The organism is Pseudorhodoferax sp. Leaf274 (genome assembly GCF_001422445.1).
Lineage (GTDB): Bacteria > Pseudomonadota > Gammaproteobacteria > Burkholderiales > Burkholderiaceae_C > Pseudorhodoferax.
In genome coordinates this window covers 843,840-864,139 of sequence record NZ_LMNA01000030.1, presented here as the reverse complement: position 1 = coordinate 864,139, position 20,300 = coordinate 843,840, and the positions used below count along the sequence as shown (strand labels likewise).

The following is a 20,300-nucleotide window of genomic DNA, read 5'->3' as shown; positions in this document are numbered from 1 at the left end:
GTGTACTTCGCTCTCGTTTGCTTCTCGTTCAATTCATGCTCCCGTCCCGGCATTCTCCGGGCTGGGGCTATGCACTCCAGGGTTCGGGGGCAACCTCAGTGAGCCAGGTCGCCCACGTCCTGAACCCCTTGAAGCAAGTCGCGACCATCAGCCTGGGCCGGCCGATTTCGGAATGGGTGCCGCGCATCGAGCGTCTTATGGCACGCCATTACGTGAGGCTTAGCAATAGACATGTGCTCGTCGTTCAACTGAATGGCCCAGATGGGCACGTGCAGGTGGCGAACGGCGAAGCTGCTGGCTACGTGCGGTGGCCGGTGTGAAGGGCCCGGCCACCAGCGCATAGATCACCGGCCTCACGCCTCCAGCTGCTCGATGCGCTTGCAGGTTGGCGATGTTCGTGCCGGGCAGCATCTATGCTCGTTCCTTTTGCCTGGAGGCGCACGCACCATGAGCACCGACATCGACACATCGACCGCGAAGGACATCGTTGACCTTCAGGTCCTAGCCTACGTCGTGGCCCTGTGCACGAGGGACTTGGAAAACCAGGATGCTTTCATCGGGGAGATGCTCGACGGCATCGCCAGACGATCCGACGGCGCGATCACGAAGATCGCGGAGAACATGGATTTGCCGGAGTCTCTGCGGAATCAGCTGTTCGCCGAGTGCGCAGACCACGTCGCCCATCTCAGAATGTCGGCTCTCGGTGTAGCTCGGGATCTGCGGCGATAGGCGCGGCCGGGACCGCCTTCACAAGCCCCTCGCCCGCCGCGCGCGCATCGCCTGGCCCATGACACCGCTGTCAGTCGCCAGCTCGCCGCCGATCTCGTTCTTGATGTCCTTCTTGATCATCACGATCAGGTCCATGCCGCCGTTGGCGTTCGGGCGCTTCTCAGCTGTCACCGCGGCGCCGGCCTGGTTGTAGATGTTCACGTCGCCGAAGCCGCCACGAGCGGCCGGAGCGAACGCGGCACCGCTCGCCCCACCCACCCCGCCGCCGGCGTGGCTGCGGCCGCTGCGGATGGTGGACACCAGCTGCGCGAAGCCCGCCGGGCCGCCGATCTTGGCCATGTCGCCCTGATTCAGGACGCCCTCGCCTCGGTGCACGATGCCCGCTGGCTGGTACTTGCCGCCGGCGCCTGTGTAGCCGCCTTCTGCGAAGCCCCAACTGCTGCCAAGCCACTTGACGATGCCGGACAGCGCCGAGCCGAAGATGCCGTCTTGCTTCTCCCCGTCGGCCGTGGTCTTGGTGCCGAACAGCGACTTCATGAGTTCCTGCCCGAGCTTCTTGCTGATGAGGCTGTTGAACTCGTTCAACACGGACTTGCCGAAGTCCTTGATCGCAGCCGTCGCGCTCTTCGATCCGCTGGTGAGGTCAGAGAACAGCGTGGTGCTCATGTTCTCCAGGCTCGTCTTGATGTTGTCGCCGATCGGGTCCGTGCTCCGCTTGATCGCGTTCACTTGGCCGGTCAGCTTGCGCAGCGCGTCCTCCTGCTCGGGCGTGAGCGTCATCACGGCCTTGAGAGCGAGGATGCGGTCGATCTCGGCCTGCATCAGCTGCAGCCGCTCGCGGCGGGCGTCGCCGGTGCGGGCCAGTCCCTCCAGCTCGGTGACGATGCCAGCTTCCCGGTCGAACTGGATGCGCTGCTCGGCGTCGCTCAGGTCGCTCTGAATCAACGCGAACTTGGCGGTCACGTCGTTCAGTGTGGCCTGCGCCACCGCGGCGTCGCGCAGCGCGTTGAGGTTGGCCAGGCCGGCCTGGTCGCCGTTGACCTCCAGCATCTTGCGCAGCCCTTCGTTGGCCTTGTCGAAGTTGATCTTCGCGGCCTCGACGCTCTCGCCGCGCAGCTGCATCATCTTGGTGGTGAGGTCCTGCACCGAATCGGCCAACTGCTTGGTGCTCTGCTTCTGCCTCTCGTCCAGCTCGGTCTTGGCCAGGCCAGCCTCCTGCTCGACCTTCGCTCGCTTGGCGACCAGCTCGGCGATCTTGCCGTCAGCTTCGGCGCGGTCGGTCTTCTTCGTGGCACTGGCCCGGTACTTCTCCAGCGCCGCGATCTGCGCATCGTAGGCCTTCACCTGGCCCGCAGTTGCCTCCTCCAGGATTGCCCGCTGGGCGTCGTGGTAGTCGCGGATCGAGACTAGGCCCTGGGCGTTGTACAGCTCCAGCATGCGATTGCGATCGGCCATCAGGCCGGTCTGCTCCTGCACCAGGCGATCGAACTCCTTGAGCTGGTTGGCCAGCAGGTTCTTGGTCGGATCATCGGCCGGCCCCTTCTTCCCGTTCGGGTCCACGTCCTTCATGGTCGGCATGCCGCGCTGAAACCGCCGCGAGATCTGATCGCTGAACTCGTTCGCGCTGGACAGCACGCCGTTGGCCTGCCGCACGCGCGACACCTCCAGCAGCTTCTCGATCTCCTTCAGCTCGGCATCCAGGCCGCGCGTCGGGCGGTCCTTGCTGCCCGCATAGTCCCGGTCCTTGAGCAGGCGATCGCGCTCACGCATCAGCTTCTTGATGTCGGCGCCGGGGTCAGACGACAGCTTGCCCAGGCCGAACACGTCCTTCGCCGCATCGCCGATGACGGTCCCGAGGCCGCCGATCTTGTGGATGTCGCGCAGGTTCTGCAGGAAGGTGTTGATCGCTGGCAGCGCATCGGACGTGAGCGAGCGGCCCAGGTCGACGACATTGGCCCGCATGCTGGACAGGTGCTTGTTGAAGAGCTCGCTTTGGCGCACCGCCTCGTCCGTCGTGGTGCCGACCAGGCGCTGCTGTTCTGCCAGGTCCTTGAGAAAGGGCCCGACCTCGGCCACCGACTTGCCGAACAGGGCCTGCACATTGCGGGCCTTCGACGCCGTGTCGCCGTACTCGCCGAATGCGACGGCCACGCGCCGCAGGGCCTCCGCAGGGTCCAGCGCCTTCAGCTCGGTGACGCTCAGCCCAAGGTTGCGGATGATCTCGGCCGCACCGCTGCCGCCATCCTCCATGCCGCTCAGCCCAAGGTTGAACTTGACCAAAGCAGACTGCACGGTATCGAAGCTGGCGCCGGTCTGGCGCGCAATGCTGTCCAGCGCAGAAAGGTTCTCGACCGAGCTGCCGGTGATGTCGCGAAGGTCGTTGAAGGCGTCCAGTGAGTTGACGTTGGTCTTGAACGCCGCGAACGCAGCCGTCGCGGCGCCGGCCAGGCTCGCGCCCATCACGGTCCCGAACGACGCCCACGACTTCTCAAGGTCGTCGCGCAGCTTCTTGTGATCGGCCGCCAGCTTGCGGTTGGTGCGGTCCATCTGCCGCTCGGCCTGCGTGGCGCCTTGCGTGAAGCCGCCGATTTTCATAATTAAGTCCAACGACAGGGTGCCGAGGCTGCGCGATGCCATGGTGTGATCCTTTCAGGGTCCGGTGTGCGTTTTGCAGGAGGTCATGCGGCCTGAGAGCCAGCATCCATGCGGGTTTGCAAGCGATTCACAGCGATTTCTCAGAATCTCTGATTGCGTAAAAAATAGGCATTTCTTCACCGGCTGGAGCGTCGATCCTGAAACTTCGGCCGACGAGAAAAAAACCTGCGAATGAGTAGGGGCGCGGTCAGGAAGCGAAGTCCGTTTTCCGTGGAGGACCTCCCCCCAGGGTGCGGCAACGCGCAAAACCAAATTTGCGATCTGCATGCGCGAAAGAAGGACTGGGGGCTCGGTCATGAAGGCGATCGGTCAGCGCTGTCGACATACCCGCCCCTATGCCTTGGGCCAGCCGTCCAGGCCCACGGCCTTCGGCGCGAAGCCGCCGTTCTCCATGCGCTTCTTGGTGCTGTCGTGGCAGGGCTTGCACAACGGCTGCCAGTTGGTCCGATCCCAGAACAGCTGCATGTCGCCGTTGTGGGGCCGGATGTGGTCCACCACTGTTGCGATCTCGACGCGGCCGACGGCGTGGCAGAAGCAGCACAGCGGGTTGCGCTGCAGGAAGAAGCCGCGGGCGCGCTGCCAGCGAGCACCATAGCCACGCTCGGCCGTGGTCTTGCCAGCTCGCCAGGAGTCGGCCCGGCCGGAGACGGTGCGCAAGGTAGAGCCGAGCGACCGCACGGCTGGCTTGAGGGTGCGCAGCTTCATGCGGCCACCTCCTCTTCCTCTTCCTCGTCGTCGTCATCGCCGGGCGTGTCGTCGTCTGCACAGCCGCATCCGATGGCTTGGCCAGCGCAGATCGGACAGCGCTCCATGCAGCAGCTGGGCACGTGCAGCTGGCCACGCTCAACGCCGCAGTCTCTGCACGTGGGGCCGCCCTCTGGATGGTCAGGGCCATAGGGCATGCGCGCGAACGGCACCTTGAAGAAGTGGATGTGCTTGCGCTTCTGCGCCTCGGCCTTGCGGGCGGCCCAGATCTCGGGCCAGTTGTCGGGGAGCTGCCTACCGGACATGGGCGGCCCAGCAATTCAGGAAGTCGAGCACGTCCTTGACGTCATCGGCCACGTGCAAGAAGTCGCGACCACGCTGCACGCGGAACCGACCTCCTCGGGCATCGTTGCTGACGATCAGCTGCATGCCGAGCCGTTCGGCCAGCAGGCGGGCCTGTGTCACTGCCTCGTTCATCAGTGCACCTGGCCTTCCAGCATTGCGATGGCGCGCTCGACGTCGAGGTCGATCAGCGTCTTCAGCACGTCGGAGCTGCGGAACCGCGCGAGCGCTTGGCTGGCCTCCTCGGGCGTCCACTCGCCGCGGGCGACGGCCTCGTTCAGTTTGGCCTCCGCATGCTTGCAGTGCACCATGGCGAACGCGTCGCGGTTGATCTGAAAGTCTTCGGTCATTGCTTTTCCTCTTGCGCGCCTCAGCGCGGTACTTCGGATTGATCGAACATGTGCAGCCAGCCGCTGCCGTTGCGGGACGGTGGTTGACCGCCGCTTCGTATGGCCTTCGATGCAACATAGGCTCGCTCGCTGTAGGTCACGATGGCGCCCTGCTCGTAGTCGATAGCGACTTGCCAGATGCCTCGGAAGGTGATTCCGCGTCGCTCCAAGTCCATGCGCGCGCGGGCTTCGGAAACTTCAGCCTCCAGCCTCTCCACACGTTGAAGCAATGCGAGGACGTTCTCCGAAATGGCCTGGACGGCTTCGGAGTTCGCAAGCCCAAGCTTGCGCACCATGTCATAGTTCTGCTGGGCCTTGGCCTCTACGCGCGGCATCGGCTGCGCGGCCGCGCTAGCGGGTGGCGGAGGGAGCGGTGTCCGCCAAAGTTCAACGCCGCTCGCGCTTCGCAGGAACCACTGCCCGGTGCTCGGATTTGCGTACGACGTGAATACGGAGACCCTTTCGCGGACCGACTCAGGCGCTTGCAGCAGCGCCTTCTCGTACGCCAATTCAGATGGGTGAGTGCCGCTCATGGTCAGCGCGTCGTGATGAGCCGGACAGCGGGGCGGTAAAGCTCCACCGCGGAGCTGCTGGTTTTCAGCGGGACGCTGCCACGCGTGGTCAACTTGACTGTGCTACTCCGGGAGTTCAGGGGGATTGCGAACCCGGTGCCCCGCTGGCCGCATGCCGACTTCACGGCGCTGATCGTCGCCCCTTGGTTGCAGGGAATCGTGACCGTCGAGAGTTCCATCATTTCCCAGGACCGGTACAGGTAGCCCGTGCGCGTCACCTCCGGCAGTTCCAACGGCCTGAATCCGACGGACAGACCACGCACCAGGCCGGCGCGAATGAGGCTGTAGGCGTTGTCGATCTCAGGAGTGGCGCCAACTGCAATCTTGGCAACGATCTCGATGCCACGCACGCCGACCCGGGCCGATGTGACATGGCCAATCGGCTTGGAATGGTCGTGTTGCCACAAGAGCGGAATCGGCAACCGGTACACGGCTCCTTCGGGCAGCAGCACGTCTCCGGCGCGATCCAACTCTGGCGTGCTCGCGATGCCGACGATGGTCCCGTCCCCTCGGTCGGTCGCCTTGATGTTGATCGTGGAGTAAGCCCGATTGCTGGGCTGCGAATATTTCAGATAGGTCATACCGATCTTTCAGTTGGGCAGAGTGGTGTCAGCGGAAGTGGCGACGACCGCCTCCATCTCGTGGCGCGAGCTCATGATTTGCACGAGGCGCCGGTCGGCTTCGGCCGACGTGATGAGCCCGGCCTGTACGTACGCCTCCAGCTGCCGGGCGTGCGGTGCGGCTCGTTCATAGAAGGCCCGCTTCAACGCTTGCATCTGCGGGCTGTTCTCGTCGTCGTTCATCGGCTGGCTCCTTTGAAACCAGCCTAGCTAAACGCGCACGACGTGCGCGTTCAGACCGGCATTCCAGCAATTCGGCGAAGCTGGGCTATGGCGTCGCAGACCTCGGTGTCCCCGTCACGGCCGGTCATTTCGCTGTGCGCCCGGCGATAGGCTGCGAGCATCAACGCCGCAGCGCGCCGCTCATCGATGGACAGCAGTTGCGGGGCTGTCCTGCCGTCGGCCATCTCGCAGCGCACGGAATGCAGCATTGCGATGGCCAGCGCGTCGAGCGCGTCAGCGGCTTGGAACTGTCGCCAGCGCTGCAGGTCTGCCACCTCGACCAGCATTGGCCGCCCCTCGCGCACGACAGGCGCGCCGGCCTGAACCCAGCGGCGCACCTGCGAAGGGGAGACACCCAGCTGCGCAGCGGCTTCAGCACAGGTGACGGACATCGCACGCCCTCGGTTGCAGGGACGTGCGTGGCGTCCGGTGCGACTGTGTGCCTCGGACGCGGTGTCCAGGGTCGATCAGCACGAGCTTGCCGACTTTCGCCCCGGTGCTGCGCGCCGTCACGCTGCAGGCTCCTGCACGGGCGCCGGCACCAGCTTCAGCGCCTCGTCGGTGCCGCGCAGGCACAGCCACAGGCTCAGCTGCTGAGTGCCATCCTTGAGGTGGCGCATGCGCAACTCGAGATCGCCGTGATCGGTCTTCGTGGCGGCCACGACGCGGGCCTTGTCCTCAAGGGTCAGCCCGGCCATGAAGGCCTGGACCTGGGCGCCGTAGGCCGCGGGCGTGGTCGGTGCAGCAGCGACGCCGGCCTTGCGTTGGAAGAGCTTCATGGTGTCGGTCCTTCGAGAAGGGTGAGCTGGGTTGTCGGAGCGGCCGGCGCGCAGGCCTGGGGCGGCGCATCCGCTGGTGCTGCTGCTGCTGCTGCTGGGGGTGCTGGTGCCTGATCCACGGCTGAACTTCCAGCCCTCGTCTTAGGCGCTGACGGATCGGCGCATTCGAAGTCGTCGACCGCCAGGTCCAGAAGGGCAACCAGGCCGTTGATCTGGTACATCTCGTTCGAAGGATCTGCGTTCTCCCAGTCTGCGAAGCGACGGAAGTTGTCCTGCAGCGAGAGAGCGCGGTCCCGGATGAGCAGCAGCCGGCGCTTCAGCGAATCAATTTCGGCGCGCTGCCGCTGGGCGTGCTCGCGCTCCGACTGCAGCAGCACCGCGTCGCTGGCCGACACCTCGCGCAGCAGGCCCAGGCGCTCGGCCATGAGCCGCAGCTGCATCGGGTGCAGATCAAGCACGGTCGTGTAGCCGTCGCTCCGTTCGGTGGGGTCCTCCAGCCGCAGATTGCCGTTCGGCAGCGGCTCGATGGTCAGCGGTGGGAAGGTCTCGAACCAGCTCATCGCATGCCCTCCCGCGCCGGCTTGCTGCGCCCGGAGATGGCAACATCTAAGACACCTACAGTTTCTGGAGTTATGGCTGCACCACCGCGCCAGAGGGGCAGACCTACAGAAACTGGAGTAACAGGGATCACCTGACAGCCCTCAGAGCTACAGTTTCTGTAGGTCTGGAAGGCTGTTTCGAGGTGGGTAACTCCAGTTTCTGGAGGACAGGAATCGTTTTTGCAGTGGCCACTTCGAGCCGCACGAAGTTGAGATACGGGAAGCCGCGCGGCCCGATGTCCATGGACTGCTCCCAGTCCAATTTCCACCAGGTGAAAGCGAGCCAGTCTGCTGTGTGCGGCCGATGGCCGCGCCGGGTGTGCACGACGAACGAGCACTCCAGCAGCTCGCGCTTGGCCTTGATCAGCGTCGTCTCCGATCGCCAGCCGCACCGCTGCATGGCCTCGAACGAGGGGCACAGCCGGCCGTTGTTCTTGCCGCTGTACTGCGCCATGAGGTCGAAAGCGAGCCGCATCGCCGACGGCGCCAACGCGTGCCACTCTGAGGACCGCAGGATGTCCTTGGGCACGGCAACGAAGTCGAATGGCAGCTGGCCCTTCTGGTAGTTCTTGCGGGCCATGCATCACCGCCCTCCCGGTCCCGCTGACAGCGAGTACAGAGCGACGTTCACGTGCGTGAAGCCATCGCTGTCCACCGTCGTGATGCGCGAGCTCGTGATGCTCCAGCCGCGTGCCTGGAGGTCGAGGATGCGCTGTGCCGGGTGGCTGATGCCGCGAGAGCGGAACTCGTAGGTGTTTCGCGGTCCCTCGCGCAGCATGTCGAGCACGCGCTGGATCTGGGCTTCACGCGCCGTCGACTTCTCGCTAAACTTGAGGCTCAACTGCTTGCCTGAGGCCTCGCCAGCGCACCACCGCTGCGGGGCCTTTTCTTTTGTGGTGTCAGACATTGCTGTCCTCCTCGCTGGCCAGGTTGGCCAGCCAGCGCTCGAGCGCGTCGAGGCTGTCCAGGTGGTGGGTCGCAGCGGCGCGGGTGGCCACCAGCATCGGCTCGCCGCGGTCGCCGGTGATGGCGTGAACCTCGTAGCCCCGCAGGGCGGCGCGGGCCTGGAGCGTGGCCAGGCGCTTGGCGTCGAGCACCGCGCGCAGGAGGGCGGCCATCAGACGGCCACCTCGACGACACCCATCAGGCGGCGCAGATCGGCAACCGGCCAGGCCAGGCGGCCGTGGATTCGAACGGGACGAAGCGGCCCGCAGCCCTGGCATGCCCACAGCCTCAGTGTCTGAGGCGAGCGATTCAGGTGAAACGCCGCCTCAGCAGTAGGCAGCGCGGTGCGAGATTCCTGCGCCAGCGATGTGGAGTGAACTGTGCTTGCAACCATGTTGTAGCCCTCGGGCGTGTTGAACATGGTTGCGAATGATTCGGGCGCAGCCCCCCTTGCGGTCAATCCGCAACCCCCTTGCGGAGCTGCGGAGCCTTATTTCATGCGGGTTTTCGGGCTGAAGGCGCAACCCCTTGCGCAACCCCTACGCGCCAGATGTGCCACCCAGTCCAGCGAACAGACCGGCGCTCTTCTTGTCTTGCGGCAGCAGCTCTCGCACACGTTGCTCCGTGATTCCGAAGTGCTTCGCAGTCTCTTTCGTGCCGTGCTCTGCGCGGTACGCCTTCAGCGCAGCCAAGCCGTCCTCCGTCCATCTCTTCGTGGTCCCTGTGGTTGCCGGCTGCGCCTCCTGGCCGGGCGCTGCGCTGGCCCCGAACTGATAGTTCGACTTCAAGCCCATGGCCTTGAGCCATCGGGCAATCTCGTCGCGGTGGAACTGTCGGCGTTCGAAGTCCATGCCGCCGGCCATGTGGTCGAGCAGCTGGCGGTGCCAATGATTCAAGGCCTCGGCCCTCTGCTCCTCGGTGCCCCCAGCGACGCGCTGCGCCGCTTCCAGGATGTTCTCGCACAGCTGCTCGGTGCGAAGATCCACAAGCCGTTCACCGCGGCTCCCTGGCTCAGCCAGTGGCCACGGCTCGGTGGTTCCGCCTTGATGGAACCAAGTCACCGCCTCATCCACCGCCGTCTGGTTGCAGGTCTTCATCACCGCCAAGGCATCGCCTTGATGTCCTCCGATCTCCTCCGCGATCCGCGGCGGGTTGAAGAGAACGATTGCGTCTGTCATTGATTTCATGTGCACCCCTTGCACCCCGATTGAGATGCACCGGCAGGGCGGTCGGGTGTCCGCCTCTTCGGCCCGTCGGCCTATCCGGTGCAAACCTTCAGGCGACCGCTGCCAGCGGACGCTTGCCCTTCTTCGGCACGAACTGCACGCCGGCTTGCTCCAGCATCCACGCCTCAATGCGCTCGTGATGCACCCGCAGCAGGTCGAGCGGCCGCACGGTGTAGTGCTTCTCCGCCGTCGCGCTGGGCTTGTGGCCCATGATCTGCGCGACCACGCCTGCAGGTATGTCTAGCCACTCCGTCAGGCTCTTGAAGCTGCGGCGCAGGCCGTGGAGCGTCAGGCCTTCGATGCCGGCCACGGCGCACGCGCGGGCCAGCGCGAGGTTTGGGCTTGAGATCGGCCCGGCGGACTCGCCATCGCCTCGCGGCACGCTTGCGAAGACCCAGGCGTTGCGGCGCGGCAGGCCGGCCAGCAGGTGCTGCACGTACGGCGTCAGCGGGATCACGCGCGCGCCTTCCACCTTGTCCCGTATCGTCAGGCCGCGCCACTTCAGATTCAGGTCGCCCCATTGCAGGTCCAGCACTTCGCCTGGCCGCGCGCCGGTCAGCAGCACCGTCTGCAGGCATGCAGCGATGGTCGGGCTTCCGTCGGCCAGCACGGCTTCGAACCAGGCCGGCAGCTGCTCTTTCAGCAGGGCATCCTTCTTCACGCCAGCGCGGCCCAGCGCTTCGCGGGCCTTCTTGGTCTTCGCGGGGTTCACGGCCGACACTACGCCCTTGAACTCGTCGTGCTCTGCGCACCAGCCCAGGAAGGCCTTCAACAGGCGCCAGGCGAGGCGGGCGACTGTTGGGCGGGTCTTGGCCTCACGCGCGGCCCAATCGTCGATCACGGGGCCGCGCAGGTCTGCGAGGCGCATGTGCATGAAGCGGTGCAGCGGCCCGGCGATTGTGACGCCGCGGCCACGCGTACCGCGCAGCGCCGGCGCGCCGCCGGCGCGCGCGAGCCTCACATGGTCCTCATGGTGCCGATCGCCCCAATGCTCTTTCCGCTCTGCCAGGTACAACGTCCAGGCCTCGCCCACCGTGACGGCGTGCGCCGCGCGCTTGGCTGCGGCATCCTTGCGCTCCTGCTCGTGTAGCCGGTCGATCTCTCGCGGATCTTGGCCAGCGTCAACCATGACCCGCAGCCGGTTCGCTTCCTTGCGTGCAGCCTCAATGGACCAGGCGCTGACGGCGCCGATCGTGCGGCGGATCGTGTCGCGTCGGAGCTTGGCCTCGAAGACATAGGCCTTGGCGCCAGCGGCGGTGATGCGCACGCGAAGCCCTGGCGCCTTGCGATCCCGGAGGAACGCCTGCGCCTTGCCGGCCGGGCAGGTAAGTCGTTCGATCACGCCCACGGTCAGGTCATGAGCCTGTTCCAGGTCCAGCGGATCAGTCGCGCGCGCCCGTGCCATGTAGCCTTTCCATGTAGCCACCATGTAGCCACATTTCCCCAATTTCGCCGAATATCGTTCAACGCAGTCCTGTCCACGCATCCAGTGCGAATGCGCGTAAGGCGTTGATTTGTATTGATTGTACGGGTGAAGATCAACACGGGCGAACATGGCCCGGCTCGGACTCATAATCCGTTGGTGCCGAGTTCGACTCTCGGGGGCCCTACCAACACCCCTACGGCCTCATCCGGCCCTTGACGTCCCTTTACGGCCCATACGGCCCTTTACGGCCCTTTACGGCCCCCATCCGGCCTCCCCGGCTCCATGCACCTCCCGCGCCGCGGCCCGTTCGGCGTCGTCACGCAGGCCGCGCCCGGCCAATGTTCGCTACCGCACCGACAGGTGCCCGCGCCTGCCCCAAGCTGCGCCTCAATTGCTTGGTCGGGCTTGCGCGTCTCATGGCGCGCGGCGCCACATCCTGAGGCCGCGGCCCGCACGGGCGGTACACGCGCCGCACACAGGGCAACGGGCACGGGCTGCCTGCCACGCCTTCGCGATGCACCCACTCACGGCACCGGGGGTTTGCATGTCTCTTCGATCCACTCCACAGAATCCGCCCTCCGACGCGATCGGCCGCGACGCCGCGCAGATGGCCGCGCACATGCGCCAGTGCGATGCCGCCCGCGGCGACCGGTTCGGCCTTGCGGGCGCGCTGCAGCGCGTGTCGGTCGCCACGGCCGGGCGTCTGGTCACCGTTGCCTGCCTGGGCGCCGTGCTGGTCGCTGCGCTTGCCGTGTTCGGCTGAATCAGGCGCCGCTTGCAGCGCCCGCTGATCGACGGCCTTCCCGGGCTCAGCCCCTACGCGCGTGACTTGCTGGGCCGCCCCCGCGCACCTGCGGCCGCCCATGTGCGCGCCGAGCTGTTCGGCGTGCAGCGCTTTGCCGAACATGGGCACAGCCTGGCCCGCGCGCAGACGGTGTACCCGCCGGGCAAGGGGCCGCCCGGTGCCGGCTTCTTTCCGCGCGTGGCGCAGAACCTCGCCGCGCTGCGCAGTGCCTTCGACTACATCGCGCTGACCTCGCAGAACGGCCACTACATCTCGCCCGCGGCCGAATGGCTGCTGGACAACTTCCACCTCGTCGAAGCCCAGCTGCAGCAGATCCGCGAGGGTGTTCCGCGCCGCTACTACGCGCAGCTGCCCAAGCTGTCCGCGCCGCCCTTGGCAGGCCTGCCGCGCGTTTACGGCATCGCCTGGGCCTATGTGGCGCACACCGACAGCGTGCTCGACCAGACACTGTTCACCGCCTTCCTGGAGGCCTACCAGGACGTGGCCGAACTCGGCACCGGCGAACTGTGGGCGCTGCCCACCACCTTGCGCGTGGTGCTGCTGGAGAACCTGCGCCGCGTGGCGCAGGGCATCGCCGAGAGCAAGGTGGCGCGCGAGGTCGCGCATGCGGTGTGGGACGCACCGGCGCACCTGTCCGTGCCCCAGCTCGACGCGCTGCTCGCCGCCATGGATGGCATCGGCCAGCAAGCGGCCTACCTCACGCAGCTGTGGCAGCGGCTGCCGGTGGAGCGCGGCGACGATCCGCCGCCGGTGCGCGACTGGACCGAGCGGCACTGCGCGGACGGCCCCGCGCTGCTGGCCCGCGTACAGGGCGTGCAGGCGTCCACGAACCTCACGGTCGGCAACATCGTGACGACCCTGCGCCTGGTCGGGCAGGTGGAATGGTCCGACCTGATCGACCCCATCAGCCGCCCGCTGCGCGTGCTGCGCCAGCTGCCCAGCTTCGGCGAAGAGAGCGAACGCACGCGCCAGCAGATCACCAGCGCACTGGAGCAGGTCGCGCGCAGCAGCCGCCAGACCGAGCGCGCGGTGGCGCAGGCGGTGCTGCAGCGGGCCCTGGCCGCCGGCGCCGCGGAGCAGGGCGGCAGCGCCGCCGCCGCCACGGCGGGCTACCACCTCTTCGGCAATGGCCGGGCCGCGCTGCTGGCGCAGCTCGGGCCGCCACAGGCCGGGGGCGCGCGGCCAGGGCGGCGGTTCCGGCTGGGGCCGGATGCCACGCTGGCGCTGTGCCTGCTCATTGCCGCGGCCGGCACCGCCGTGCTGCTGGCCGCGGGGCTGCACCGGCTGCAGCGCCAGGACATGGCCGTGGCCGTGTCGCCCTGGCTGCTGGCCGCGGCGGCCGGGCTGTTCGCCATGCCGCTGTTCGAGGCCGTGATGGCGCTGCTGCACCGGCTGGTGGCCGAATCCACGCAGGTCGAACCCTTGCCCCGGCTCAGCTTCGCGGACGGCATTCCCGCGGCGCACCGTGTGCTGGTGGTGGTGCCGGCGCTGCTGACCTCGGCGGCCGCGGCGGTCGAGCTGGCGCAGGCGCTGGAGCGCCACTGGCTCGCCAACCGGGAGGCGCATGCCCAGTTCGCGCTGCTGACCGACTGGCCCGATGCCGACATCGCCACGCTGCCCGACGACCGGCCGGTGCTGCAGGCCGCGCTGGCCGAGATCGCCGCGCTGAACCAACGCCATCCGCCCGCGCCAGGGGAGCCGCCGCGTTTCGCACTGCTGCACCGGCCGCGCCGCTGGTGCTTCACGCAGCAGCGCTGGATCGGCTGGGAGCGCAAGCGCGGCAAGCTGGAGATGCTGCTGCGCCTGCTGGCCACCGGGAAGGGCCGCGGCTTCGTCGCGCTGGCACCCGGCCAGCGCCTGGCCGAACGCATCGCCTACGTGGTCACGCTGGACAGCGACACCATCCTGCCGCCCGGCACGCTGCGCGAGCTCGTCGCCGTGGCGGCCCACCCGCTCAATGCGCCCGTCGTCGATGCGCGCACGCGGCGCGTCACGGCTGGCTTCGGCATCCTGCAGCCACGCATCCTGGCGCCGCTGCCGGCGCGGGCCGAGCGCTCGCCGTTCCACTGGCTGTTCGCCGGCCAGTGCGGCATCGACCCCTACAGCGCCGGCGCGTCCGACATCTACCAGGACCTGTTCGGCAGCGGCTCGTTCACGGGCAAGGGCCTGCTGCACGTGCGCGCGCTGCACGCCGCGCTGGACCGCCGCCTGCCCGACGACGCGGTGCTGAGCCACGACCTGCTCGAAGGCACGCTGGCACGCTGCGCGCTGGTCAGCGACCTGGCCTTCGTCGAGGCGCACCCGCACCACGCGGGCGTGGCCGCGGCGCGCCTGCACCGGTGGATGCGTGGCGACTGGCAGCTGCTGCCGCTGATGCGCCACGCTCGCCACTTCGGCATCGATGCGCTGGGCCTGTGGAAGATGGCCGACAACCTGCGCCGTGCGCTGCTGGCGCCGGCCTGCGCGGCGCTGCTGGTGCTGGCGCTGTTCACCGCCGCCGTGCCGCTGGGCTGGGCATTGGCCGTCGTCGCCGCCGCGTTCGCGCTGGGACCGCTGCTGGGGGCGTGCGCGGCCCTGGTGCCCACGCGGCGTGGCATCGCGTGGCGCCACTTCCTCGCCGCGGGCGCCACCGAGCTGGCGCGCGCCGCGGGCGGCGCGGCCTGGCAGTGCGTGCAGCTGGCGGCGCAGAGCCGCCTGTCGCTGGATGCGGCCTTGCGCTCGCTGTGGCGGCTGGCCGTCAGCCGGCGCCGGCTGCTCGAATGGACCACGGCCGCGCAGGCGCAGGCGCAGGCCGGCGCGCGCCTCATCCCGTTCCTGCGCGTCGATGCACTGCCCACGCTGCTGTGCCTGGCGCTGGCCGGGGCGGCGACGCAGGGACCGCACCCCGGGCTGGGCCCGCTCATCCTGGGCCTGTGGGCCTGCGCACCGTTGCTGAGCTGGTGGGGCAGCCGGGTGCCCACGCAGCCAGACCAACCGCTCACACTGGCCGAGCGGGACTACGCCGGCACGCTGGCCCGCGACACTTGGCGCTTCTTCGAGCAGGTGGTCGGGCCCGACGACCACCACCTGCCGCCGGACAACCTGCAGATCGACCCGCAGCCCGCGCTGGCGCACCGCACCTCGCCGACCAACATCGGCATGTACCTGCTGGCGGCCTGCTGCGCCGAGCGCTTCGGCTGGATCGACCGCGGCGCGCTGGTCCTGCGCCTGGCCGCCACGCTGGACACCGTGGAGCGGCTCGACAAGCACCGCGGCCATCTCTACAACTGGTACGAGACCCGCACGCTGCAGGTGCTGGCGCCGGCCTACGTCTCCAGCGTGGACAGCGGCAACCTGGCCGGGCACCTCGTCGCCGTGGCGCAGGCCTGCCGCCTGCTGGCCGGCGACGGGCATGCCAGCGCGGCGGCCCTGCTGGCGCAGGCACAGCGCTGCGAGGCGCTGTGCGCCGCCATGGATTTCCGCGGCCTGTACGACGGCAAGCGGCACCTGTTCCACATCGGCCTGCGCGCCGACGACAACGCGCTCGACGCCGGCTACTACGACCTGCTGGCCTCGGAGGCGCGCCTGCTGAGCTTCCTGGCCATCGCCAAGGGCGACGTGCCGCGGCGCCACTGGTCGGCGCTGGGCCGCGTCTTCCTGCCGGTGGGCATGCGCGCGGGGCTCAAGTCGTGGTCGGGCTCGATGTTCGAGTACCTCATGCCGCTGCTGGTCATGGACGAGCCGCGCGGCAGCCTGTTGCGCGGCGCCAGCCGCGCGGCCGTGCAGGCCCAGCGTGCGTTCGCGCGGGTGCGCGTCCTGCCCTGGGGGGTGTCGGAGTCGGCCTATGCGGCACGCGACCACTCGCTGGCCTACCAGTACGCACCGTTCGGCGTGCCGCGGCTGGCGCTGCGGCGCACGCCGCTGGCCGAGCAGGTGGTGGCGCCCTATGCCAGCGCCATGGCGTCCATGGTGGCGCCGCAGGCGGCGCTGGCCAACCTGCAGCGGCTGCAGGCGCTGGGTGGGCGCGGCGAGCTGGGCTTCTTCGACGCGCTGGACTTCACCGCTGCCCGCCAGCTGGCCGGCCAGCCCGTCACGGTGGTGCGCAACTTCATGGCCCACCACCAGGGCATGGCGCTGGTGGCCCTGTGCAACCTGTTGTGCGAGGCCGCGCCGCGGCGCTGGTTCGCGGCCGCGCCGCTGGTGCGGGCGCACGCCACGCTGCTGCACGAGCGCACGCCGCGCCAGATCGTCGGCAGCGCCGATCCGCGCACGCCGCCCGAGCCGCAGGGCCAGGAGGCGGCGGCCGCGTTCCGTTCGCGCGCGATCGATCCGCTGGTGCGTGGCTTCCTGCCCACGCAGCTGCTGTCCAACGGGCGCTACACAGTGGCGCTGCGGCCCAATGGCGCAGGCGTGAGCCGCTGGCGCGCGTTCAACGTCAGCCGCTGGCGCGACGACCCGCTGCGCGACGACCATGGCAGCTTCCTCTACGTGCGCGAGGCCGGCCGCCTGGCGCCGACCTCGCTGACCGCGCTGCCGGCCCCGGGCGCCGGTTGGGCCTACCGCTGCCTGTTCCTGGCCGACCGGGTGCAGTTCGATGCCCAGGGCGATGGCCTGCGCCTGCGCACCGTGGTGCGGATCAGCCCGGAGGACGACACCGAGCTGCGCACCGTCACGCTCCACAACGAGGCGCCGGCCACGCGCGTGCTGGAGCTGATCTCCTGCTTCGAGCCCGTGCTGTCCAACCCCAAGGCCGACGAGGCGCACCCGGCATTCGCCAACCTGTTCGTGCGCACGCACTGGCGGCCCGAATGGCGTGCGCTGCTGCTCGAGCGCCGGCCGCGCCTGCCCGGCGAGCCGGTGGTGGCCGCCGCGCATTTCCTGGGGGCGGCCGAGTGCACCGTCCTGTCGGTCGATGGCATGACGGACCGGCGTGCCTTCATCGGCCGCAACCGCACGCTGGCCACGCCGGCGCTGCACGCGCAGCCCGTTGGCGCAGACGGCCAGCCCAGCACCGGCCTGGACCCGATCGCCGGCCTGCGCGTGCGGTTGTCCATCGGTCCGGGCGAGACGGCGAGCCTCACCTTCGGCACCACCGCGGGCGAGAGCCTGGAAGGCCTGTACCCCAGCATCGACCGCTACATGCAGCCCACGCAGGTCGAGCGCGCCGCGCGGCTGTCCGCCACGCTGGCGCAGGTGCGCATGCGCGACCTGGGCGCAGATCCCCAGCGCGACTTCGCGCTGCAGGACCTGGCCACCATCCTCACCTACACCACGCCGCGCGCCACGCAGGAGCGCGGCCTGGTCGACCTGCGCGCGCTGTGGCGTTTCGGCATCTCCGGCGACAAGCCCATCGTGCTGGTGCGCATCCATGGTCCGCTCGGCATGGGGCTGCTCCATGCCCTGCTGCGCGCCCAGCCCTGGTGGGGCTTCGGTGGCGTGGCCTGCGACGTGGTGGTGCTCAACGGCGAACCCGATTCCTACGCCATGCCGTTGCAGCGCGGCATCGAGGCCCTGCGCAGCGCGGTGGCGCAGCAGGTGCGGCACAGCTTCGCGCGCGAGGACGTGGCCGACTTCCACCTGCTGCGCGAGCGCGAGATCGCGCCGCACGAACAGGCGGCGCTGGCCGCGCTGGCCCGGGCCGTGTTCACGGCCGATGGCCGCCCGCTGGAGGTGCAGGTGGCCGCGCTGCGCGATGCGGCCGAACGCGCCGCCCCGCTGCCGGAGAGCGTGGCGGCGGGCATGGCGCTGCCCTGGGCGGCGGCGACGCCCGCTGTGCCGGCGACCGCAGCATCGGCTGCAGCGACGACCGCAGCGACGACCCTCCCGGCCTGCGCACCCAGTGGCCGGTTCGACGCCGCCACCGGCGAATACTGCGTCGACATCGGCGCCGACCGCCCCACGCCTCGGCCCTGGGTCAACGTGATCGCCAACAGCGGCTTCGGCTTCCAGGTGTCCGAGTCGGGCGTCGGCTACACCTGGGCCGTCAACAGCCGGCTGCACCAGCTCACGCCGTGGTCCAACGATCCGGTCCGCGACCCCGCCTTCGAGCACTACCTCCTGCAGGACCTGGACACCGGCGCCGTGCTGCCGCTGCTGCCGGCCAACGCCGGCGGCCAGGTGGTGCACCGCGTGCGGCACGGCCAGGGCTACAGCGTCTTCGAATGCGCGCACCAGCAGCTGGCGCTGCAGGCCACCTTCTTCGCCGACCGCGACGACGCCGTCAAGCTGGTGCAGGTGCGCGTGCACCACACCGGCAGCGGCCGGCGCCGCCTGCGCGTGCTGGCGCTGGCCGAGTGGCAGCTGGGCGCGGCCCGCGGCCAGCGTCGCACCCTGCACACCTGGAAACCGCAGGAGCTGCCGGCCGTGTTCGCGCAGCAACGCGAATCGAGCGCCGGCTTCGGCGGCAGCACCGCCTTCCTGATGCTGACCGGCCTGGACGGCCTGCAGTGGAGCTGCGACCGGGGCGCGTTCTTCGGCCCCGGCGGCACGCTGGAGCTGCCGGCGCGGCTGGCGCAGCGCCAGGGCAGCGGCCTGGATGCGTGCGGCGCTGTCGCCGCCGATGCCGTGCTGGATGCCGGCGCCCAGGCCGTGGTGTGCTTCGTGCTGGGCCACGCCGACACGGCCGACGCCGCCACGGCCCTGGCGCGGCGCTGGCAGCACCAGGATGCCGGGGCGGCGCTGCTGCGCGTGCGCGGCTTCTGGGACGAGCTGCTGGGCCGCGTGCAGGTGCGCACGCCCGACCCCTTGTTCGACGTGATGGTCAACCGCTGGCTGCTGTACCAGACGCTGTCGTGCCGCATCTGGTCCAAGGCCGGCTTCTACCAGGCCGGCGGCGCCTCGGGCTTCCGCGACCAACTGCAGGATGCGATGGCGTTCGCGCTGTGGGACCCGGCACGGCTGCACGCGCAGATCCTGGCCTGCGCGGCCCGCCAGTTTCCCGAAGGCGACGTGCAGCACTGGTGGCACCTGCCGGGCGGCGCCGGCGTGCGCACGCATTTCTCGGACGACCTGCTGTGGCTGCCGCTGGCCTGCACGCGCTACGTCGAGACCACGGGCGAGGCCGGGCTGCTCGACCAGCGCGTCGCCTTCATCGACGGCCCGCCGGTCCCGCCCGGTGCGGAAGACCTCTACGCCACGCCCACCGCCAGCGTGGCCACCGCCAGCATCTACGAGCATGCCGCGCGCGCGATCGACAAGAGCCTGAACACGGGCCGGCACGGCCTGCCGCTGATGGGCTCGGGCGACTGGAACGACGGCATGAACCGCGTCGGCCATGCCGGCCACGGCGAATCGGTGTGGCTGGGCTGGTTCCTGTGCAGCGTGGTCGACGGCTTTGCACCCTATGCCGAAGCGCGCGGCGAGCATGCGCGGGCCCGGCGCTGGCGCGCGGCGCGCGCGGGCTGGACGGCGGCGCTGCACGGCGCGGGCTGGGACGGCGACTGGTTCCGGCGCGCCTTCTTCGACGACGGCAGCCCGCTCGGTGCGAGTACCAATGCGGAATGCCGAATCGACCTGATCGCGCAGGCCTGGTCGGTGCTGTCGTGTGCCTCGCAGCCCCGCTACACCCAGGCGGCCATGGCGGCGGTGCAGGCCCGGCTGGTGGACAGCGACGCCGGACTGCTGCGCCTGCTGGACCCGCCGTTCGCGCAGTCCGAGCCGAGCCCGGGCTACATCCAGGCCTACCCGCCCGGCGTGCGCGAGAACGGCGGGCAGTACGCGCATGCGGCCGTCTGGGCATTGATGGCCCAGGCCACGCAGGGCGACAGCGCGGCTGCCTGGCGCAGCTGGCGCGGACTGAGCCCGGCGCACCGCGCCGCGCACGCCGAGCAAGGCCCGCGCTACGAACTCGAGCCCTATGTGATGGCCGGCGACATCTACAGCGCGCCGCCCTACGTGGGCCGCGGCGGCTGGAGCTGGTACACCGGGTCGGCCGCCTGGATGCACCGCGCGGCGGTGGAGACGCTGCTGGGCCTGCGCGTGCATGGCGGGCGCTTGTGCCTGGTGCCGTGCGTGCCGGACGACTGGCCCGGCTTCGAGCTGGTGCTGCGACTGGGGGCGCACCGGATCACGGTGCAGTACGGCAGCGTCCCGGCCATCGCGGCGGCGGCCGTGCACCGCCTGGCAGTGGGCGAGTGGATCGACTGGCGCCGCCTGCCCACGGACGCCGTGCTGTGCATCGCGTCTGCAGCTCCGGTGCCGGCGCCGGCTCCGGCTTCAGCGTGCACACGGCCGTGAGCGTCGGCGCAGGCCGGCGTCGCCGAGTGTGCGGCACCGTACAGATGGGCCCGCGCCGCCTCGGCACCATGC

General features: G+C 69.2%; 21 protein-coding genes. 4 read left to right on the top strand and 17 right to left on the bottom strand.

What is annotated here, in order from left to right; genetic code table 11:
• Together ASF44_RS33040 and ASF44_RS30715 are read left to right on the top strand one after the other, a co-directional pair.
• On the top strand, positions 1–320 hold a 320-nt coding region (locus ASF44_RS33040), incomplete at its 5' end, for a hypothetical protein (RefSeq protein WP_235579401.1).
• A 127-nt stretch (positions 321–447) separates the two neighbouring features.
• Positions 448–729 carry a hypothetical protein gene (locus tag ASF44_RS30715; protein ID WP_056903020.1) on the top strand — a complete coding sequence of 94 codons (282 nt, stop codon included), beginning with the start codon at positions 448–450 and terminating at the stop codon, positions 727–729.
• A gap of 18 nt (positions 730–747) precedes the next feature.
• Here ASF44_RS30715 and ASF44_RS30710 read toward each other — a convergent pair whose 3' ends face one another.
• From ASF44_RS30710 to ASF44_RS30635, 17 genes are all read right to left on the bottom strand, one after another.
• Complete coding sequence (locus tag ASF44_RS30710) at positions 748–3,366, bottom strand: phage tail tape measure protein (RefSeq protein WP_156374769.1); 2,619 nt, start codon at positions 3,364–3,366, stop codon at positions 748–750.
• Positions 3,367–3,717: 351 nt separating this feature from the next.
• The gene (locus ASF44_RS30705; protein ID WP_056903018.1) at positions 3,718–4,089 is read right to left on the bottom strand and encodes an HNH endonuclease; all 372 of its coding nucleotides are present in this window, start codon (positions 4,087–4,089) and stop codon (positions 3,718–3,720) included.
• Positions 4,086–4,394, bottom strand: a complete 309-nt coding sequence (locus ASF44_RS30700; RefSeq protein WP_056903017.1) for a hypothetical protein — start codon at positions 4,392–4,394, stop codon at positions 4,086–4,088. The genes ASF44_RS30705 and ASF44_RS30700 overlap by 4 nt, the downstream gene beginning before the upstream one ends.
• Positions 4,384–4,566, bottom strand: a complete 183-nt coding sequence (locus ASF44_RS30695; protein ID WP_056903016.1) for a hypothetical protein — start codon at positions 4,564–4,566, stop codon at positions 4,384–4,386. Before ASF44_RS30695 ends, ASF44_RS30700 begins: the two co-directional genes overlap by 11 nt.
• A complete protein-coding gene (locus tag ASF44_RS30690; protein WP_056903015.1) occupies positions 4,566–4,781 on the bottom strand; it encodes a hypothetical protein in 216 nt (71 codons plus the stop codon). Before ASF44_RS30690 ends, ASF44_RS30695 begins: the two co-directional genes overlap by 1 nt.
• A 20-nt stretch (positions 4,782–4,801) precedes the next feature.
• Entirely contained in the window at positions 4,802–5,353 is a 552-nt protein-coding gene (locus ASF44_RS30685) for a hypothetical protein (RefSeq protein WP_156374768.1), read from the bottom strand.
• A 2-nt stretch (positions 5,354–5,355) separates the two neighbouring features.
• Complete coding sequence (locus tag ASF44_RS30680) at positions 5,356–5,973, bottom strand: HK97 family phage prohead protease (protein ID WP_056903013.1); 618 nt, start codon at positions 5,971–5,973, stop codon at positions 5,356–5,358.
• A gap of 9 nt (positions 5,974–5,982) precedes the next feature.
• Positions 5,983–6,195 (bottom strand): hypothetical protein, encoded by a 213-nt coding sequence (locus tag ASF44_RS30675; RefSeq protein ID WP_056903012.1) that lies wholly within the window; start codon positions 6,193–6,195, stop codon positions 5,983–5,985.
• Positions 6,196–6,245: 50 nt separating this feature from the next.
• Entirely contained in the window at positions 6,246–6,626 is a 381-nt protein-coding gene (locus ASF44_RS32645) for a helix-turn-helix domain-containing protein (RefSeq protein WP_200930677.1), read from the bottom strand.
• Between the two features lie 117 nt (positions 6,627–6,743).
• On the bottom strand, positions 6,744–7,013 hold the full coding sequence (locus tag ASF44_RS30665) for a hypothetical protein (RefSeq protein WP_056903010.1): 270 nt from the start codon (positions 7,011–7,013) through the stop codon (positions 6,744–6,746).
• On the bottom strand, positions 7,010–7,573 hold the full coding sequence (locus ASF44_RS30660; RefSeq protein WP_056903009.1) for a hypothetical protein: 564 nt from the start codon (positions 7,571–7,573) through the stop codon (positions 7,010–7,012). The genes ASF44_RS30665 and ASF44_RS30660 overlap by 4 nt, the downstream gene beginning before the upstream one ends.
• A 127-nt stretch (positions 7,574–7,700) precedes the next feature.
• Complete coding sequence (locus ASF44_RS30655) at positions 7,701–8,192, bottom strand: hypothetical protein (RefSeq protein ID WP_056903008.1); 492 nt, start codon at positions 8,190–8,192, stop codon at positions 7,701–7,703.
• A 3-nt stretch (positions 8,193–8,195) separates the two neighbouring features.
• Positions 8,196–8,519: a helix-turn-helix domain-containing protein gene (locus ASF44_RS30650; RefSeq protein WP_082525144.1), complete on the bottom strand. Its 324-nt coding sequence runs from the start codon at positions 8,517–8,519 to the stop codon at positions 8,196–8,198.
• Positions 8,512–8,730, bottom strand: a complete 219-nt coding sequence (locus tag ASF44_RS30645; protein ID WP_056903006.1) for a hypothetical protein — start codon at positions 8,728–8,730, stop codon at positions 8,512–8,514. Before ASF44_RS30645 ends, ASF44_RS30650 begins: the two co-directional genes overlap by 8 nt.
• Complete coding sequence (locus ASF44_RS31395) at positions 8,730–8,978, bottom strand: DNA-binding protein (protein WP_369820972.1); 249 nt, start codon at positions 8,976–8,978, stop codon at positions 8,730–8,732. The genes ASF44_RS30645 and ASF44_RS31395 overlap by 1 nt, the downstream gene beginning before the upstream one ends.
• Positions 8,979–9,096: 118 nt before the next feature.
• Positions 9,097–9,735 carry a hypothetical protein gene (locus tag ASF44_RS30640; protein WP_056903005.1) on the bottom strand — a complete coding sequence of 213 codons (639 nt, stop codon included), beginning with the start codon at positions 9,733–9,735 and terminating at the stop codon, positions 9,097–9,099.
• 97 nt (positions 9,736–9,832) lie between these two features.
• Positions 9,833–11,188 carry an integrase family protein gene (locus tag ASF44_RS30635; RefSeq protein ID WP_056903004.1) on the bottom strand — a complete coding sequence of 452 codons (1,356 nt, stop codon included), beginning with the start codon at positions 11,186–11,188 and terminating at the stop codon, positions 9,833–9,835.
• A gap of 565 nt (positions 11,189–11,753) precedes the next feature.
• Here ASF44_RS30635 and ASF44_RS32285 point away from each other — a divergent pair.
• Together ASF44_RS32285 and ASF44_RS30630 are read left to right on the top strand one after the other, a co-directional pair.
• On the top strand, positions 11,754–11,972 hold the full coding sequence (locus ASF44_RS32285) for a hypothetical protein (protein ID WP_156374767.1): 219 nt from the start codon (positions 11,754–11,756) through the stop codon (positions 11,970–11,972).
• A 12-nt stretch (positions 11,973–11,984) separates the two neighbouring features.
• Positions 11,985–20,228, top strand: a complete 8,244-nt coding sequence (locus ASF44_RS30630; RefSeq protein WP_056903003.1) for a GH36-type glycosyl hydrolase domain-containing protein — start codon at positions 11,985–11,987, stop codon at positions 20,226–20,228.
• Positions 20,229–20,300 lie beyond the last annotated feature (72 nt).

Bases quoted from the DNA above. Each gene is read 5' to 3' on its own strand.
- ASF44_RS30715 (WP_056903020.1), top strand. From the start codon at position 448: ATGAGCACCGACATCGACACATCGACCGCGAAGGACATCGTTGACCTT.
- ASF44_RS30710 (WP_156374769.1), bottom strand. From the start codon at position 3,366: ATGGCATCGCGCAGCCTCGGCACCCTGTCGTTGGACTTAATTATGAAA.
- ASF44_RS30705 (WP_056903018.1), bottom strand. From the start codon at position 4,089: ATGAAGCTGCGCACCCTCAAGCCAGCCGTGCGGTCGCTCGGCTCTACC.
- ASF44_RS30700 (WP_056903017.1), bottom strand. From the start codon at position 4,394: ATGTCCGGTAGGCAGCTCCCCGACAACTGGCCCGAGATCTGGGCCGCC.
- ASF44_RS30695 (WP_056903016.1), bottom strand. From the start codon at position 4,566: ATGAACGAGGCAGTGACACAGGCCCGCCTGCTGGCCGAACGGCTCGGC.
- ASF44_RS30690 (WP_056903015.1), bottom strand. From the start codon at position 4,781: ATGACCGAAGACTTTCAGATCAACCGCGACGCGTTCGCCATGGTGCAC.
- ASF44_RS30685 (WP_156374768.1), bottom strand. From the start codon at position 5,353: ATGAGCGGCACTCACCCATCTGAATTGGCGTACGAGAAGGCGCTGCTG.
- ASF44_RS30680 (WP_056903013.1), bottom strand. From the start codon at position 5,973: ATGACCTATCTGAAATATTCGCAGCCCAGCAATCGGGCTTACTCCACG.
- ASF44_RS30675 (WP_056903012.1), bottom strand. From the start codon at position 6,195: ATGAACGACGACGAGAACAGCCCGCAGATGCAAGCGTTGAAGCGGGCC.
- ASF44_RS32645 (WP_200930677.1), bottom strand. From the start codon at position 6,626: ATGTCCGTCACCTGTGCTGAAGCCGCTGCGCAGCTGGGTGTCTCCCCT.
- ASF44_RS30665 (WP_056903010.1), bottom strand. From the start codon at position 7,013: ATGAAGCTCTTCCAACGCAAGGCCGGCGTCGCTGCTGCACCGACCACG.
- ASF44_RS30660 (WP_056903009.1), bottom strand. From the start codon at position 7,573: ATGAGCTGGTTCGAGACCTTCCCACCGCTGACCATCGAGCCGCTGCCG.
- ASF44_RS30655 (WP_056903008.1), bottom strand. From the start codon at position 8,192: ATGGCCCGCAAGAACTACCAGAAGGGCCAGCTGCCATTCGACTTCGTT.
- ASF44_RS30650 (WP_082525144.1), bottom strand. From the start codon at position 8,519: ATGTCTGACACCACAAAAGAAAAGGCCCCGCAGCGGTGGTGCGCTGGC.
- ASF44_RS30645 (WP_056903006.1), bottom strand. From the start codon at position 8,730: ATGGCCGCCCTCCTGCGCGCGGTGCTCGACGCCAAGCGCCTGGCCACG.
- ASF44_RS31395 (WP_369820972.1), bottom strand. From the start codon at position 8,978: ATGTTCAACACGCCCGAGGGCTACAACATGGTTGCAAGCACAGTTCAC.
- ASF44_RS30640 (WP_056903005.1), bottom strand. From the start codon at position 9,735: ATGACAGACGCAATCGTTCTCTTCAACCCGCCGCGGATCGCGGAGGAG.
- ASF44_RS30635 (WP_056903004.1), bottom strand. From the start codon at position 11,188: ATGGCACGGGCGCGCGCGACTGATCCGCTGGACCTGGAACAGGCTCAT.
- ASF44_RS32285 (WP_156374767.1), top strand. From the start codon at position 11,754: ATGTCTCTTCGATCCACTCCACAGAATCCGCCCTCCGACGCGATCGGC.